This is a genomic window from Campylobacter geochelonis (assembly GCF_013201685.1).
GTDB classification, from domain to species: domain Bacteria; phylum Campylobacterota; class Campylobacteria; order Campylobacterales; family Campylobacteraceae; genus Campylobacter_B; species Campylobacter_B geochelonis.
In genome coordinates this window covers 963,808-980,579 of sequence record NZ_CP053844.1, presented here as the reverse complement: position 1 = coordinate 980,579, position 16,772 = coordinate 963,808, and the positions used below count along the sequence as shown (strand labels likewise).

The window sequence follows — 16,772 nt, the reverse complement described above, 5'->3', positions numbered from 1 at the left end:
ATTTATTTACGAAACCTTAAATTTGTCATCTTTTTATTAAATTTTAGTGCTTTTGCTAATTTTAAGTTAAATTTTAGTACAATTTCGTTTCTTTTAAATTTATGCGCCCTTAGCTCAGCTGGATAGAGCATTTGATTGCGGTTCAAAAGGTCAGAGATTCGAATTCTCTAGGGCGCACCACTCTTTTTACACATTTTATTTCAAAACTACAAGGCAGATTATGAAAATTCTTTTTTCGCCAAGCGAGATGAAATCCCAAGTTAGCGCAAGTGCTAAATTTAGTTTAGATAATTTTATATTTCCATCTTTAAAAGAAAAACGAGAATTTGTTTTAAACGCTTATGAAAACTTCATATTAAGCGCATCTTTTGAAGAGCTTAGCAAACTTTTTGGCACAAAAGATGAAAAAAGCGTGGAGTACTATAAAAAAAGCTTTAAGTCAAATTTAGGCATAAAAGCTGTTTTAAGATACGACGGCGTAGCTTATAAAGCGCTTGATTACCGCTCTTTGGATTTAAATTCACAAAAATATATAGATGAAAATGTTCTTATTTTTTCAAATTTATATGGAGTTTTAAAAGCCGATACTCCACTTCCTGATTATAAGTTTAAACAAGGCGAAAAATTTAGCGAACTAAAGATAGAAAATTTTTACAAAGAAACTTTTAGCAAGTCGCTCGATGAGGCACTTGAACACGAGGATATTTTAGACTTGCGTGCTGGATTTTATGATAAATTTTATAGCATTAAAAAAGAGTTTTTGACACTTAAATTTATAAAAAATGGCAAGGTTGTAAGCCACTTTGCAAAACACTATAGAGGCATTGTTTTAAGGGAAATTGCCAAGAAAAATGTTTTAAATTTTCAAGAATTTCAAGAGGTGGAATTCCAAAATTTAAAGCTAGTTGAACTTAAAAATATAAAAAACAAACGAGAGATGGTTTTATCTATATTATGATTTAAGTTTTATTTAAGTTCATATTTTTTAAAAAAGTCCTTAAATTCGATTAAATTTATATAAATTTATGAAAAAAGCTTGATTTTAGGGGATTTTTTGAAAAAAAAGTATTGTTTTTTTTATAAAAGTATTGTAGAATGGTATCACAAAACTTATTTTAAAGGATGCTTCATGAAAAAAGCTGAATTCATTCAATTGGTTGCTGAAAAAGCTGGACTATCAAAAAAAGACACACTAAAGGTAGTTGATGCTACTTTAGATTCAATCCGCGAATCTTTAGTAAAAGGCGAAATAGTTAGTTTTATCGGTTTTGGATCTTTTGCTATCGCTGAAAGAGCAGCTAGAGAAGGCAAAGTTCCTGGCACAAATAAAACTTATAAATCACCAGCTACAAAAGTTGTCAAATTCAGAGTTGGAAAACAACTTAAAGATGCAGTTTCTGCAAAAGCAAAAAAACCTGCTAAAAAGAAATAATCTAATGGCGGCGTATCTTGCGTCGCCTCTTTTAAATTTATACTAAATTTAATAAACTGACTTTTTAAATTTAACTCAAAAGCTTACGATGTTTAAAAATATAAATATAGGCGTTATATATATGCTGATTTCAGCACTTTGCTTTGCTGTAATGGGAGTTTTCTCAAAACTTTTAAGCCAAAATTTAAGCTCGCTTGAAGTTGTATTTTTTAGAAATCTTATAGGCGTAGCGCTAATCTACATAAGCGTTGTAAAATCTCCGCTTAAAAGCGTTGGCGGAAAGCCATTTTTACTTTTTTTACGGGGTTTTATCGGCTTTTTGGCTCTGCTTGCATTTTTTTATAACATAGCAAATATCCCGCTTGCAAATGCTATGATTTTTTCTCAAACTTCACCTATATTTACAGCTATGTTTGCTTATATTTTTTTAAAAGAGAGAATCGGAAGTATCGGCTGGATGGCAATTTTGGTAGGTTTTTTTGGGCTTATTTTATTTGTTAAACCAGACATCGGCTTTTCAAAAACAGATCTTTTAGGTATATTTAGTGGGCTTGGTGGAGGGCTTGCCTATACGAGCATTAGAGAGCTTAAGAAATACTACGACACTCGCTCAATAGTGCTTTCTTTTATGATAGTTGGAAGTGCTGGACCTCTTTTTTTAATGCTTTTAGCTGAAATTTATCAAAACCAAAGTCTTGATTTTATGCTCTCGCCTTTTGTGATGCCAACTAAATTTGATATATTATACATCGCAGGAATGGGCTTTTTTGCTACAATCGCTCAAGTTTATATGACTAAAAGTTATGGCGTAAGCAAAGCTGGAATCGTCGCGCCTGTAAGCTATGCAAACATACCTTTTTCTATGCTTTTTGGCTGGTTTTTAGGTGATGTTTTTCCAGATGGCATAGCATTTATAGGAATTTTCTTGATTATATTTGCTGGCGTTTTGATATCAAAAAGTAAATAAGAAAAAATGCGCTCGCGTTAAAATAATTATAAAATTTAATAATATTTAAAAAAACAGCTACTCAAAGCTTAGGAAAAAATTTGTTTTAAAATTTACACTTAGATATTTTTGCGAGATATTTTTGCGAGATATTTTTGCGAGATATTTTTGCGAGATATTTTTGCGAGATATTTTTGCGAGATATTTTTGCGAGATATTTTTGCGAGATATTTTTGCGAGATATTTTTGCGAGATATTTTTGCGAGATATTTTTGCGAGATATTTTTGCGAGATATTTTTGCGAGATATTTTTGCGAGATATTTTTGCGAGATATTTTTGCGAGATATTTTTGCGAGATATTTTTGCGAGATATTTTTGCGAGATATTTTTGCGAGATATTTTTGCGAGATATTTTTGCGAGATATTTTTGCGAGATATTTTTGCGAGATATTTTTGCGAGATATTTTTGCGAGATATTTTTCAAAATTTACTAAGTAAATTTTGAGTTTTCTTAAAATTTATATAAATTTTAAGAAAAGAACTGTATAATTATAGTTTATTAACCATTGCCCGGGTGGTGAAATTGGTAGACGCACCAGACTCAAAATCTGGCGGGGGCAACCCCGTGCCGGTTCGATTCCGGCTCCGGGCACCATTACACGTAATTATCCAGCTTTTTAACACAAAAAAAACCTTTACAAACTCAAGTAATACCGTTGGTTTGCTTAGTTTTTACTTAGCTATACAAAACCAATGATTATATACTTGAATTTCCGAAAAAAAAGTCAAAAGCGGTATTTAAAAAGGTACTTTTTTAAAAAAGATACCTTTTTTTAGCAAAAAATCGAGCAACTTAAAAAAATTCATATAATTACTTATACACGAACTAAAAAAACGGAGTATGAAGTATGAATGAAATAACCCCCCTAACCGAACGTTCAGGCTGGAATATCCATCCAGACAGAATATTATCCGAGTTTACGTTGCCACTCGGCTATAATGGAATTTATAAAGAGCGCCCAGTCGCAAACCTTGAAATCCGAATTAAAAAACTAAAGAAAAAAACAAAAAAATATAACAAGACTTTCTATCTTGCTAAAAATGGGGTTTTTAAGGTGCTTGGAAGCTTTCCTGATATGAATTTCAAGCAAGCAATAGAAGCCTTAAATTCAATCAAAACCGAAGCTAAAAACAGCTCCCAAATGTCGCTAAAATCGGTATTTGAGCTATACTTAAAATTCAAATGTGCCGAAAACAGTGACAAAACAGTTAAAAAGAAAAAATCACAAATGCTGCATTTTTTTAACTATTACGAAAAGCCCATAAAATCGTTGTCGCACTCACAAATCATTGAAATTTTTGACCGCTTGTATGCTAACAAAAAACACGATACTGTAAAAGAATTGTTTAATTTAATTAGAGATGTTTTAAAATTTGCAAAAATTCGCAAATTTATTGAAACTAACCCTATAGGAGATGAAAATTGGAAAGACCACTATACACTTAAAAAAAGCGACGGACACGGCTATCTCGACCCTCAAAATTTAGCACATCTTAAATTTGTAATTGACACAATTTATAATTATAAACACAATATAGTTGTTCGAGAAGCCCTTATAATGGGACTTTGCACGGCTTTACGTTCTCAAAATGTTCGTGAATTGAGAAAAGAACAAATAAAAAAAGATGAAAACGGCAACTACTATTTGTCCTTTGAAGCAGTTGAAACAAAAACAAAAAAACAGCAAAAAATAGGAATTCCAACCGCGTTGGCAAACTGGCTTTTAAATCGTCAAAACATCGATTTTAAGGGGCTAAACTTAGTATTTCCAGCCACATCTGCAAGTAAAACTGGAATTTTATCCGAAAACACCCTTAATCTTTCCTTAAAAGAGATAAAAGAAAAAAACATCGCTGTGGGTGGACCTTTTGTTTTTCACAGTTTCCGGAAAATTTTTAGTAGTTATTATCGCGAGATAACATCGCAAAATGGGGACTTGGTTGATGATGTTGGCGTTGAAAAAGTTTTGTTTCACGAGGTTGGAAAAATTGAAAAAATTTATAATAAATCACAAGAAATTAATAGAACTCGTAAAATTTTAACCGAATGGCTAGAAATTTTAAACAAGATAGCTGGATATGATATTTTGGGGGCTAGACGATGACGATGAAAAGCCTTTTTGTTTTAACGTGTATGAAGTGTGTATTCGCAAAAAGGCCTTGTAAAAAAAATTATACCAAATTTTACTTAATTGCAATTTATAAAAATGAATACCGTCTAAGGGGGCAAAAATGACTAACACTACTCGCCAACCCCCTTATTTTCGGTATCTTGAATCAAAAAAACAAGAACAGGACGCCAAAATTGTCAAAATTTGGGATAAATTTAAAATTTCAAAAACAGACGACATAGATGTTTTTATGAATGAGCCAGTAAAACGCACCTCTTATACCCAAAATTTCGACCTCGACCGAAGGCTCGAAAACGCCATCTACAGGGAGTTTGAGGATGAAAACGGCATATTTACAGTCCAACCTAAAATTAAACAAAAAATCAATGATAACCTATACATTCAAATTAATGAAAACAAAAACCTATGCAAAAATCTCGAAGTTAGCGCGATGACACTGTGTTTAAATGCCCAAGAAATCGGCATTGAAACGAAAAAATACAGCGTCAAAGCCCATCAATATTATCGAATTTTAACGAATCAAGAAATTGCCAAAAAAATAATAAATCATCTTCAAAGCACCATTTCAAGGGGCTTGAAGCGATACAAAACGTGGACGACCTATGTTTTGGAGCGCCACTACGACGGCACTCCACACCTCCACGCAACCTTGTTTTGCAATGCTCACGAAAAGCAAAAAATATTAAAGATATTGAAACAGAGATACCCTGTGGATGGGGCTGTTGGGGATGTTTGCAACCCAGATTATCTTTTAAAAGTCACCTCAAAATCCGAAAATGGAAAAATTTTCAACACCGCCAAAATTTTCGGGGTGCAAAACGAGAAAAAGCTCTATTTTGTTACACATAACGTCGGAAATTCGACAAGTTGGTTGCAAATTTGCAACAAACTTCAAGAGTTTTTTGAAGCAGAATTCGAAGCAAAAAAACGCCAACTCGCAAATCGAAAGTTAAAAAGAATCAAGAGTGAACCCCCTGAAAATCGAGAGTTTGTGCTAAATAAAACGATTTTAGTTCCGTATGTTCCAGCGCCTAAAAAAACAAGAAAGAGAGAAATTGATAATATAAATATGCAGTTGAGATTTAAAACAGGCAGATATCATTTTAACTATAAATTTAAAAGAAAAATAACAAATTTACAACTAAGTAAATTCAAAAATGAACTAAAAAAACAAGCCAAGAATTTAGTTAAAAAAGAAGACATAAAAGAGTTAATTGAAGAATTAAAAAACAAGTATAAACTAAACCAAAAAAGAGTCAAAAAAGCCCCTAAAATAAAGCAAGAACCGACAACTTATATGGTTGCAACTACACCCTGTTTTCAACAGCCAGAAGAGCCAAAAAGCATAAAAAAGCCCCAAAAAGAACCGCCTAAAATAGATTTGTTTGACGGTTGATAGTTAGCAATAGAAAAAGAAGCCTTAATCGCGACCGCGATTAAGGGCAAGGCATTAAGGGCTATCAGCGCCCTGCGCTGATAGCTTTCTTTTCTACTGCTTGTTTCGTTTGGATTTAACTAAAAAATATCATATAATAATGTAAGTAAAAGTAATACAAATTACATTAAAAAAGGAGTCAAAAATGCAAAATTTAACTTATAAAGCAAAAGATTTAGGTCGCCTTCTAAACAAGTTCGCAACTCTCGAAAATGAAGCATTAAAACACGAATCTGAAGCCCGAAAAATCAGGGCTAAAATGTCTAAAATAGATGAAGAAATTGCACTAAAATTTAGTCAAAAAATCACGGAAATTCAGCCAAAAAACAGCCAAAATGATGAATCCTACTGAATTGTTTTTTTTGCCCCCTTGTGGGGCAAAAACAAACCCCATCGCGCCCCCACAGGGTGCTTAATGGGCGTACTAAGCGCCCTACGGGACGCAGTACGATAAATCGCCTTTTAGCCCACAAGGGGCATAAAAAGGCAAAAAAAGGAATTAAAATGAGTAAACCAAAATCCAGTATAAATTTCCGACAAATGATTACCGCCGCCTTTTGGCATAACGCAAGGGAGGGCTTTCAAGCTAAGTCGGTTTTTCAAAAATTTACCCACCTAAACGAGTGTAACCTGAGTGCAACCGAAGCCAGAAAAAAAGCCACCGAATTGAAACAAACCGCAATTTCAAATTATGAGAAAAAATTCAACCAAAAATTTCAGGGTAAAGATGAAAACATTTTTTGGGAATGTGTGCTAAATTTGGGCGAAAATCACACGATGAAAGACGTAGAAAAAGTAGCAGATTTAATCCAACAAAAACTAGGATATACCCCCATACAGATGGCGATTCATAGGGACGAGGGGCATTGGGAGGGGGATAAATTTATCCCAAATTTACACGCTCATATCTGTTTTTTTTGCCTCGATGAAGATGGGCGAAACTTGGCTCGAAAAAATTACAGAAATCGACAATTAATGAGCGAAATTCAAACGCAAGTTGCCGAAATTCTGAACCTCGAAAGAGGCGAAATCGGCTCTAAAAATAAGAGGTTGGAGCATCGCGAATACAAACTTATGAAACAACTCACAGCCCCCCTTGAAAACGAGATAAAGCAGCTAAAAAATGAGTTAAAACGACTTCAAAAACGAGCAATTTCTCACGAGAATTATAAAGAAGAATTAGAAAAAATAGAACTTGAACTTATGGCAAATGATAAAAAATGGCGAAAACTGTTCGCCGACGGCTGTAGCGTCGGCAACGCCGACCTTTACAAGGTTATAATCGACCAAACAAAATCCGAAATCGAGCAGTTGAAACTCAAAAAACAAGAAATTCAGGACAAAATCAAAAAGCAAGAAATCGAAGAAGCAACCGAAAAACACGATAAATTCGAACAAAAAATCGAAAACATAACGTCAAATAAGGCTCAAAACGCCCTAAAATCGGCTATTTGGAGTACTTTTAAGAGTGCGATTAATGAGATGAAAAAAGAAAAAATGGATTATAGTTCTTATGCTAAAATTTCGGACACTCTAAATTCAAAACTCGAAATGCTTTCAAACGTCGATATATTGGCACTTAGCGATAAAGAATTAGATAAATTTATTGACAAAATAACCGACATAAATGCAATAAAAAGTAACGTTTTATTGCAAATTGGAGATGAATTTTCAAAAAAACAATGGCAAGATGGAGCGCTTGAACACGCCCTAAAATCGAGCCTTTGGAACTCCATTTTTATTGCGGGTGCTTTGGTTCAGAGTATTGGCACGTTGTTATCTCGAACATCAAAAGAGCATAAACGAGCAAAAAACGAGCTTTTAGATGAAATCCACGACCTCAAAGCCCAAAAAGTCGAGAAATCGAATAAAAACGATGAAATTTTAAAAGCCAAAGTCGATAAACTTGCGTCCGAAAACTCAATGTATAAAATTTCAACTTTGAATTTATTAAACGAAAACAGCGAGTTAAAAGCCCAAAACAAGGAGTTAAAAGCCACTCAAACCCCTCAAAATTCAACCACAACCGAACTCGAAATCGAAAACGAAAGACTGCAAAATCGAGCAAAATTAAGTGAAATTCACGCTCTCAAAATGACGTTAAAAGCCCACGTGGCGGGGGTTCGAGAGCAATTGAGGGAAGCTGGCGCCCAACGCGAACACTATGCTCATCTCGAACAGCTAAATCGCGATTGTGCCGATAAAATCGAGAGTTTAAAAACTAAAGATGTGGATTTGAAGTTGTTGGAGCAAACTTACGATTTAATTCCTAACTGGATTTCTTCAAAAGCCATTTTAAATTCACCCCAAGTTGCAACCGAAATTGAACGAAAAAAGAAACTAAAACTGCAACAAAATTCTCAAAATTTCGGGTTTGGACGATAAGTCAAAACAGCCTGTCCCTCCCCTTAAAATGGGGGCTAGACAGTAAAAAGAACGAACCACTTGATATTAATAATAAATAACCCCCCCCCTAGAGAGAAAAAGAATGTTTTTTCTTTTTTTTTGTTTGCCTTTTTTTGCTGGTGCGAGATTATGTATATCTCGTGCGCGTGTCAAGGGTTGCCGTTTACGGCAATCCACGAGCGAAGCGACGCCCTTGACTCGTGTGCGAGATATGCTATCCTTATTCGCACCAAAAAAAGGCAAACAAAAAACTGCACCCCCTTTAAAAAGAATTTGCATTTTAATTAAAAATTTGATATCATTGTCCAAGTTTAAAAATTTGAAAGTATTAGATATTAAAATGACATTTTAAGTTTGTAGGCGATTTTGACCTTAAACTACCTTGTTTTTTTTAACTTTATAACTTAAGCTTTCGCAATTTTTATCCTATTTTTTATGTTGTTTTGTGATTTTCTTAAATTTTTTGCCCTTATCTAAAAAATATAGGGGTAAAAGGTGTGGAACTTCGTAAAATAGGCATATTTGAAGCTTGAAGCCATTCCGGCTCCGGGCACCATATATCCTTTTTATCGAACAAAATCCAATCCTTTAACTAATAAAAAACTTAAAAAAGTCCAGCAATACCGATGTTTTGCTTAGTCTTAACATCAACTTAAGGTATAGCTGAATTCGCGTAAAAACTAGACCAAAAACTATACCAACCAAATTTGGTCTAGTTTGATAGCTAAAATGCACCAACAGTTATAATTACTACATATAGAACAAAATAAAAACAGGAGTGTAGTAATGATTTTGGATAAAAATATAACCCCAATCAAGCAAAGAAAAGGTTTCAAGACAGCCCCTGATATCGTGCTTTCAGAATTTAAACTGCCGATTTCGCGAAAAAATCCTTATTCTGAAAACATTGATAAGAATTTACGAGTAAAAATATCAAAAACAAAGCATAATAAAAAGCTAAATATCAGTTTTTACGTGGTTAATGGCTCAAAACTTAAAAAATTAGGCGAATTTCCAAAAATGCGCTTTTCACAAGCTCAAAAAGCCCGAGATGAGTATTCAAAAAATATAGAAACTGGTGGTAAAAACACACTAAAATCGGTGTTTGAATTATACTTGCAACACAAATATTTTGGAAAAAGTTCAAAAACTGTAGCAAAACGAATTTCCCAGTTCAAACATTTTCATGAACTTCACGAAAAACCAGTGAAGAAAATAAAGCACGAACAAATAATTTGCATATTAGATAGGATTTTTCATAGTGGAAAATTTGAAAGTTTAAAGGAAATTTTTAATCTAATTCAAGACGTTTTTAGTTTCGCAAAAGTCCGTAAAATAGTGGTTTTGAATCCGTTAAGCGATGAAAAATGGAGCGACCACCACCAAGTACCAAAATCATGTGGCTATGGCTATTTAGATAGTCAAAATTTAGAACATTTAAGGTTTTTAATTAATTATGTATTTAATTATCAAAATTCTATAGTTGTTCGAGAAGCCCTTATAATGGGGCTTTGCACTGCTTTGCATTCTCAAAATGCCATGGAACTACGAAAAGAACAAATAAAAAAAGATGAACTCGGAAACTATTATTTATAATTCGACGCAAACGAAACAAAAACAAAAAAACAGCAAAAATTAGGAATCCCAACCGCGTTGGCAAACTGGCTTTTAACTCGCCAAAATATCGATTTTAAAGGGTCCAAACTGATATTCCCTACCCCAACTAGTGAAAATAAATTTGGAGTTTTAAGAGAAAACACGCTTAGTACGACACTAGTTTTTGGGTAAAAAACATGGCGAAATTTCATTGATGCTAAGGCGAAAAATATGAAATTTATAAAGATTTGATGGATATAGAAGCAGTAGATATTGGTTATAGACTCAACTATGGGTACATGTTTGTTTATAACAAAACAAATTTTGTGCTCTAGGTGTGTTATAAAATTTTATATTAATAATATATTTTTTATTTTTTGGCTGGTAGGAAGAAAGCCTTTGAGTGCGAACTCAAGGGACTATCCCAAATACCAGCTTATAAAGTTCAAAACATTAAATTTCTATATCCAAACAAGTCGCATCGAAACTCACTTTCATGCAAAAGCCAAAATGGCGCGACTTATCCAAAACAAGCTTTAATTTATATTTTACTTTTGAATTTGCTAAAATCATCTAAAATCAACTTGAAAATTTTTATCATAATCTTATAAAAAATAGCTATGTAAACGCGCAGTCTTACTTAAACATTTTTTATCGCATGTTTTGGTCTAAAAACCTTCATTTTGCTCTCATCGGTTGTTATATATCCACCACCAATCAAATCTATACAGTATGGGATAGCTGGAAAAACTGGCTCTAAACACTCTCTTATCGCCTTTGGGTTGCCAGGTAAATTTATGATAAAAGAGCTTCCTCTAATCCCAGCAGTCTGTCTAGATAAAAGCGCAGTTGGTACGTATTTTAGGCTTTCTAATCTCATCGCCTCGCCAAAACCTGGCATCATCTTATCACAAACTATCTCAGTAGCCTCTGGTGTAACATCGCGAAGTGCCGGTCCAGTCCCGCCAGTTGTTACCACCAAATCGCACTTATACTCATCGCAAAATTTAATCAACCTATCCTTAATGAGTTCAAAATCATCTGGAATCACCTCATAAAAATACTCTTTTTCATTGCTTATCCACTCTTGCATTAGCTCTTTTATACTAGCTCCTGATTTATCATCATAGATTCCCTCGCTAGCGCGGTCGCTTAGTGTTAAAATTCCTATTTTAATCTTCATTTTCATCCTTTGTGTATTGCTCTTGGATTATCTGTCTTACCATCTCAAAATGCACAGATTCGTATACAAATATGTGCTTTGCCACAGCAAAAAGTGAGTTTTGCATACTTTTTAAAAATTCGCTAACTTCAGCGTAGTTTTCATCTAGCAGCCTTAAAACATCATCATTTTTTGGCATAAAACTCTCGCCCATGCCATACTCATATATCATAGAGTTTGCTAAATTTAGAGATTTTTGTATGTCAAATTTGGCGTTATTAAACATATCATCTTTATAAATTTTAAGCGCTGCTAAGCCACTTAGATAAACTTTAAGCTTATTTTTTAAAACAGTTTTTGACTCGATCTCTCTATCATCATTTATAAATCCGTCTTCAAGTAAATTTATCTTATCAAACCCAACTTCAAACCAATACGCACTAAGCGCCTTTGCACCTTGATAAAGGGCTTGAATTTCCTTTTCATCTTCATCTAACACCAAAGTTTTTCTCTTGCCAAATAAGACTTTGTTTTTAACACTCTCAAAGTCTATAGTTTGGACTACTTTGCTGCCTCTGCTTATCGCATTTATCGTAGCTTCGTTTACAAAAGTGGCAAGTCCAGCACCGCTAAATCCTACGCTTAAACGAGAAAGTTTGCTGATATCTACATCATGATTTTTGTTTTTAAGATAAATTTTGATAATCTCAATCCTATCTTTATAGTTTGGCAAAGATATGAAAACTCTTCTATCAAAACGCCCTGGGCGAAGAAGCGCATCATCTATCATCTCGATTTTGTTTGTTGCTGCGATAACTATAACGCCACTGTTTTCCTCAAAACCATCCATCTCTGTTAAAAGCTGATTTAGTGTAGCTTCTCGTTCATCATTTCTTCCATCGCCCCTACTCTTTCCAACCGAGTCGATTTCATCGATAAATATAATCGAAGGCGCATTTGACTTAGCATTTGCAAAAAGCTCTCTAACTTTTTTTGCTCCAACGCCTACATAAATTTCAGAAAAACTAGCTCCGCTTTGATAGTAAAATGGCACTCCAGCCTCGCCAGCAACAGCTTTTGCGATAAGAGTTTTACCAACTCCAGGAGCGCCTGCCATCAAAACTCCTTTTGGTAAATTTATGCCAAAGCTTTTATATTTTTCAGGATTTTTAAGAAAGTCTACTATCTGAACTAGCTCGCTTTTTATCTCTTCGATTCCAGCAACGTCGCTAAATTTGACATTTGAAAGAACCGGCTTTATGGGTTGGTTTGCTAAATTTGGCGCACTTTTGCTAGTTTCTATACTTTGAGTTTTCTTTTTGTTTGCTAAATTTCTAATGATAAAAAACTCTATAGCAAATATCAAAGCCAAAACTATAAACGCCATTATGATAAATTTCGTGTAATACGGCGTCTCATCGCTTTTAGTTATTTTTGTTTTTTCATAAAGCTCTTTTAAATCCACAGCTTCTTTTAAGACAACATACTCCTTGCCATTATATGTAAGATAAATTTTATCATTTTCTATGCGTGCTTTTTGTATAGAATCAGTGTCTAAAAGCTGCTTGTATTCGTTGTAGTTGATGTATACAGCGCTATTTCGCAAGTATACGAAAGCTAACAAACCAATCAAAATAACTAAAAAAATAAGCGCGATATTTAGCTTATTTAACTTAAATTTCTGCAAAATTTCCTGCAAATTCAACATCATAATCCCCAATCTCTATCCAGCGATTTTTTAAATTTTTATCACTTTTTATCTGAATTTTGTTATAAAACTGATCAAAACCAGTGTAAAATTCGCCACTTTTTTGCTCAACCAGAACGCTTAAAACATTATAATGTCTTTTTCTAAATTCAAAATTATTCAAAGATACAATATTTTGCAAAAGTTTAAGTCTCTCTTTAGCCGTTTTGCCATCGACTTCAACTCTCATATCAGCCGAAAGCGTTCCATCTCTTTTTGAGTAAACAAACGCGTGGATGTGCGTAAGTGGAAATTTCTTAAAATTTTCAACCGCCTCGTCCCATACAGCCTCGCTCTCTCCTGGATGTCCTACGATAAAATCAGTCCCTAAGGCAAATCCCATTTGGCTTAACTCATTAAAAAGCTCGATATCTTTAAGTGCTCTATTTCTTCTATGCATTATAGAGAGCATTTTTTGACTAGTGTGTTGAAGTGCGATGTGAAGGTGCTTTTCAAGCCACGGCTCATCTAAAATTTCTTTAAAGCTCTCATCGATTTGAGAAGGTTCTAAACTTCCAAGCCTAACCCTTTTAAGTCCATTTATAGCGCCTAATTTTTGCAAAAGTTTTCCAAGAGTCGTGTTTGTATCTTTGCCATAACTTCCGATGTTTGTCCCAGTTAAAACAAGCTCATTAAAGCCGTTTTTCACTAAATTTTTAGCTTCATTTATTATGCCATTTTCATCTTGACTTCTTGCGTTTCCCCTAACTAGAGGGATTATACAGTATGAACAACGAAAGTCGCACCCTTCTTGAATTTTTATAAAGGCTTTAGTATGATTTTCATAACTCGTTACTATATTTTCATCGCGTGAAGTTAAATTTCCAAGCTCTATAAATTCGCTTTTTTGCTCTAAAAATCTATTTATATCAGCTTTTTTTGACATACCAAAAACACCAAAAACTTTTTTATCTTTAAAAAGCTCCTCACCCTTGCTGATTGCTCCACACCCTGTTAAAAAGACCTTTTTTCCTTTTCTTTGAGTTCTATTTATATAGTTTCTAACATCGCTATCAGCGCCATTTGTAACAGTGCAAGAGTTGATAACTATAACATCTGCTAAGCTCTCATCTTCTACAACATCATGCTCTTTTAGCGAGCTTTTCATAAATTCAGTATCATAAATGTTGGTTCTACAACCAAAAGTTTTAAAGTAAATTTTCAAAACAACTGTTCCTCGGTATTTAGTTCATCAAAGTCTAGGATTTCATTATGTTTTACAGTAGTGTGCGCAGATGTGGCGATATCTTTTTCATTTAGGTATAAAGTTTGAGCTGGATAGGCTATCTTGATATCTAACTCTTTTTTAAGAGCTTCTAAAATTTCGCTTGAAATGGTGCTTCTAAGACTAAGAGTTGCATATGAGTTTGTCATATACCACACACTTATCTTGATACCATATGGCTCAAAAAAGCTAAAAATTCTAGGCTCAATGTTTGGATTTTTTATACTGTATTGACTTCTAAGTTTATTCATCTGTTTTTTAGCGATATCTGTGTAGCCTTTTGAATACTTTCTAGCTATATTTTTTATGATATACATCGCTTTTTTATGGTTGCTATCAAATGTTAAAAGTATATCTATGCCGTCCCATACGGTTTTCATACCACTATGAGTATAGTTTGATATAAGTTCGGTGAAAATATAGTTATTTGGTACAAATATAATCCTACCAGCTCTTCTTAACTCTTTCCACGTCGTGTAAGTAATATCTTCATAAATTGTCATTCTAAGTAGCGATATATCGATGATATCACCTACGTAAACTTCGCCATTTGCCTTTCTTACACGGATTCTATCGCCTACGTGAAAACTCCCACCTATGGTTATAACAAGCCAACCAAGCATAGACATAAACATATCTTTCATCGCTATCGCCACACCAGCAGAAGCAAATCCAAGCACCGTAACAAAGTAGCTAATGTTTTCTATATATGCAAGTAGTAAAATAAGCATTATAAATGTAATGTTAAAGAAATTTATAATCTTATTTGCCATATAAAAGCGTTCATTATCACTTATATACTTTTTAGCTATGTATTTAAACAAAAGCGATAACAAAATAACAAAAACAATGATAGCTGCGATATTCATCGCTCTTCTTATTTGTATACTTATATCAGCTCTTACGATTTTTATACGCTCATCGATTTTTTTATCATAGACTTCAAGTGTAGTTTTTGCGATATCCCTAGCAGAGATTAGCTCGCTTAACTCATATCTTAAATCGCTTATCTCTTTTGTGATATTTTGATCATCTGGGTTGTAGTTAGTTAAAGAGTTTAAAATTTGCTCTTTTTCTTGAAGCCTTGAAATTAGCACCGATAGGTTTTGTAAATTTTGAGCATAATTATCTTTATAACCAAGTATGTTTTTGATATATGAAAGTCCATCGATAATCCCTATAGGACTAACGACTCGCTGATACTCTCCTATATCTTTTGCTTGAAGGATTTTTGTAAATGGTGGGTTTTTATGATCTTTTAAAAGCTCAAGTTGTTCGCCAACTGTTTTTATCCTTTTTTCTAGCTCATCTCGCCTATCTTTATCTCTTGTTTTACCCAACTCTTTGTTTAAGTTATCTTTATCTAAAATCAGTTTTTGATAGTCTAAAAAGTTTGAAAACTGCGAAAACCAAAGGTTGTCTTTTATGCTTGCATCAATTATAATTATTTTTTTATAAAGCCCATCGACAACCGAATCATAACTGCCTCTTTCATCGGTTTTTTTTGCTAAGCTAGTATCAGTTGTGTTTATATCAGCAAACAATGGCGCTAAGAAGATAAAAACTAGTAGAAAAACTCTCATCTAAACTCTTCTAAAACCGACATAACGATATCTTTATCCACATCATCTTTAACGCAAAATTTTCCTATACCATCTGGTAATATAAATTTTATTTTTGATTGTTCGCTCTTTTTATCTAGGAAAAATGCGTTGTAAAAATGCTCACAATCTTTGATTTTATAGTGCGTTGGCAAACTAAATTTGACCAATGTTTGCTTGATTAAATTTAACTCATCAAGGCTTAGTAAATTTAGCTTAAGCGCTAGATGATTTGCCATATTTATGCCGATTGCCACTGCTTCGCCGTGTAGGAATTTAGTATATTTTGTCTCATTTTCTATAACATGCGCAAAAGTGTGACCATAGTTTAAAACCGCTCTAATGCCTCGTTCTTTCTCATCTTTGCTAACAACATCTGCTTTGATTTGAACGCATTTTGAAATCACTTTAGCGATTTCTTCACTACTTTTTAAATCATTTTGCACAAAAAAGTTAAAAAATTCTTTATCAAAAGTTATAGCCATTTTTATAGCTTCTGCTACGCCTGCGCTAAATTCGCGTTTTGGCAAAGTGCTAAGAAATTTACTCTGACAATAAACCGCCTCTGGCTGATAAAATGCTCCGACTAAATTTTTACCAAATTTATTATTTATCCCTGTTTTTCCACCAACACTTGCATCAACTTGCGCTAAAAGCGTAGTTGGAATGTTTATAAATTTAATTCCTCGCTCATAAATACTAGCCGCAAATCCAGTAATATCACTAACCACACCACCGCCAAGTGCGATAAGTGTGCTGCTTCTATCAAGTTTTGCTATGAAAAGCTGCTCTAAAATTTGATTTAGCGTTTCAAAGTTTTTATACTCTTCGCCATCTGGTATGCTTATAATGCTTAGTTTATCGCACTCTAAAAGCCCTAAAATTTCTTTTAGCCACAGCCCACCAACAGTTTGGTTTGTTACTATAGCAACGCTTCCTTTTAGAGTGATTTTATCTAACTCATCAATATATACTGTATAACTTTTATTTTTTTCTTTTAAATTTATCTGCGTCTTCATAAATTCGCCC

Annotated in this window: 13 protein-coding genes and 2 tRNA genes; 10 read left to right on the top strand and 5 right to left on the bottom strand. The window is 33.6% G+C overall.

Annotated elements, in window-relative coordinates; all coding sequences use genetic code 11:
• Positions 1–103: 103 nt before the first annotated feature.
• The 10 genes from CGEO_RS04550 (at position 104) to CGEO_RS04505 (ending at position 10,008) form a co-directional block, all read left to right on the top strand.
• Positions 104–180 (top strand) — tRNA-Arg (locus CGEO_RS04550).
• Positions 181–220: 40 nt separating this feature from the next.
• Entirely contained in the window at positions 221–958 is a 738-nt protein-coding gene (locus CGEO_RS04545) for a YaaA family protein (protein WP_075495119.1), read from the top strand.
• 171 nt (positions 959–1,129) lie between these two features.
• Entirely contained in the window at positions 1,130–1,432 is a 303-nt protein-coding gene (locus CGEO_RS04540; RefSeq protein WP_075495117.1) for an HU family DNA-binding protein, read from the top strand.
• A gap of 88 nt (positions 1,433–1,520) precedes the next feature.
• The gene (locus CGEO_RS04535) at positions 1,521–2,399 is read left to right on the top strand and encodes a DMT family transporter (protein ID WP_075540469.1); all 879 of its coding nucleotides are present in this window, start codon (positions 1,521–1,523) and stop codon (positions 2,397–2,399) included.
• 548 nt (positions 2,400–2,947) lie between these two features.
• Positions 2,948–3,034 (top strand) — tRNA-Leu (locus CGEO_RS04530).
• Positions 3,035–3,287: 253 nt separating this feature from the next.
• A complete protein-coding gene (locus CGEO_RS04525; protein WP_133147236.1) occupies positions 3,288–4,544 on the top strand; it encodes a tyrosine-type recombinase/integrase in 1,257 nt (418 codons plus the stop codon).
• A gap of 127 nt (positions 4,545–4,671) precedes the next feature.
• Positions 4,672–5,967, top strand: coding sequence for an ATP synthase mitochondrial F1 complex assembly factor 1 (locus tag CGEO_RS04520; protein WP_075540467.1), 1,296 nt, complete (start codon positions 4,672–4,674; stop codon positions 5,965–5,967).
• Positions 5,968–6,151: 184 nt separating this feature from the next.
• On the top strand, positions 6,152–6,358 hold the full coding sequence (locus CGEO_RS04515) for a hypothetical protein (RefSeq protein ID WP_075540466.1): 207 nt from the start codon (positions 6,152–6,154) through the stop codon (positions 6,356–6,358).
• A 152-nt stretch (positions 6,359–6,510) separates the two neighbouring features.
• Positions 6,511–8,391: a hypothetical protein gene (locus CGEO_RS04510; RefSeq protein ID WP_075540465.1), complete on the top strand. Its 1,881-nt coding sequence runs from the start codon at positions 6,511–6,513 to the stop codon at positions 8,389–8,391.
• A gap of 807 nt (positions 8,392–9,198) precedes the next feature.
• Entirely contained in the window at positions 9,199–10,008 is an 810-nt protein-coding gene (locus tag CGEO_RS04505; RefSeq protein ID WP_075540464.1) for a phage integrase central domain-containing protein, read from the top strand.
• A gap of 640 nt (positions 10,009–10,648) precedes the next feature.
• On the opposite strand, the gene mog is transcribed toward CGEO_RS04505, so the two are convergent.
• Genes mog through aroB form a run of 5 tightly spaced genes read right to left on the bottom strand, consistent with a single transcriptional unit; the run spans position 10,649 to position 16,762 of the window.
• Entirely contained in the window at positions 10,649–11,191 is a 543-nt protein-coding gene (mog, locus tag CGEO_RS04500; protein WP_075540461.1) for a molybdopterin adenylyltransferase, read from the bottom strand.
• Entirely contained in the window at positions 11,181–12,881 is a 1,701-nt protein-coding gene (locus CGEO_RS04495) for an ATP-dependent metallopeptidase FtsH/Yme1/Tma family protein (RefSeq protein WP_075495375.1), read from the bottom strand. Before CGEO_RS04495 ends, mog begins: the two co-directional genes overlap by 11 nt.
• A complete protein-coding gene (mtaB, locus tag CGEO_RS04490; RefSeq protein WP_075540460.1) occupies positions 12,844–14,082 on the bottom strand; it encodes a tRNA (N(6)-L-threonylcarbamoyladenosine(37)-C(2))-methylthiotransferase MtaB in 1,239 nt (412 codons plus the stop codon). The genes CGEO_RS04495 and mtaB overlap by 38 nt, the downstream gene beginning before the upstream one ends.
• Complete coding sequence (locus CGEO_RS04485; RefSeq protein ID WP_075540459.1) at positions 14,079–15,725, bottom strand: mechanosensitive ion channel domain-containing protein; 1,647 nt, start codon at positions 15,723–15,725, stop codon at positions 14,079–14,081. Before CGEO_RS04485 ends, mtaB begins: the two co-directional genes overlap by 4 nt.
• Positions 15,722–16,762: a 3-dehydroquinate synthase gene (gene aroB, locus CGEO_RS04480; RefSeq protein ID WP_075540458.1), complete on the bottom strand. Its 1,041-nt coding sequence runs from the start codon at positions 16,760–16,762 to the stop codon at positions 15,722–15,724. The genes CGEO_RS04485 and aroB overlap by 4 nt, the downstream gene beginning before the upstream one ends.
• Positions 16,763–16,772: the final 10 nt, after the last annotated feature.

Coding starts and splice junctions, on each gene's coding strand:
- CGEO_RS04515 (WP_075540466.1), top strand. CDS start 6,152: ATGCAAAATTTAACTTATAAAGCAAAAGATTTAGGTCGCCTTCTAAAC.
- CGEO_RS04510 (WP_075540465.1), top strand. CDS start 6,511: ATGAGTAAACCAAAATCCAGTATAAATTTCCGACAAATGATTACCGCC.
- aroB (WP_075540458.1), bottom strand. CDS start 16,762: ATGAAGACGCAGATAAATTTAAAAGAAAAAAATAAAAGTTATACAGTA.
- mog (WP_075540461.1), bottom strand. CDS start 11,191: ATGAAGATTAAAATAGGAATTTTAACACTAAGCGACCGCGCTAGCGAG.
- CGEO_RS04495 (WP_075495375.1), bottom strand. CDS start 12,881: ATGATGTTGAATTTGCAGGAAATTTTGCAGAAATTTAAGTTAAATAAG.
- CGEO_RS04485 (WP_075540459.1), bottom strand. CDS start 15,725: ATGAGAGTTTTTCTACTAGTTTTTATCTTCTTAGCGCCATTGTTTGCT.
- CGEO_RS04505 (WP_075540464.1), top strand. CDS start 9,199: ATGATTTTGGATAAAAATATAACCCCAATCAAGCAAAGAAAAGGTTTC.
- CGEO_RS04525 (WP_133147236.1), top strand. CDS start 3,288: ATGAATGAAATAACCCCCCTAACCGAACGTTCAGGCTGGAATATCCAT.
- CGEO_RS04545 (WP_075495119.1), top strand. CDS start 221: ATGAAAATTCTTTTTTCGCCAAGCGAGATGAAATCCCAAGTTAGCGCA.
- CGEO_RS04535 (WP_075540469.1), top strand. CDS start 1,521: ATGTTTAAAAATATAAATATAGGCGTTATATATATGCTGATTTCAGCA.
- CGEO_RS04540 (WP_075495117.1), top strand. CDS start 1,130: ATGAAAAAAGCTGAATTCATTCAATTGGTTGCTGAAAAAGCTGGACTA.
- CGEO_RS04520 (WP_075540467.1), top strand. CDS start 4,672: ATGACTAACACTACTCGCCAACCCCCTTATTTTCGGTATCTTGAATCA.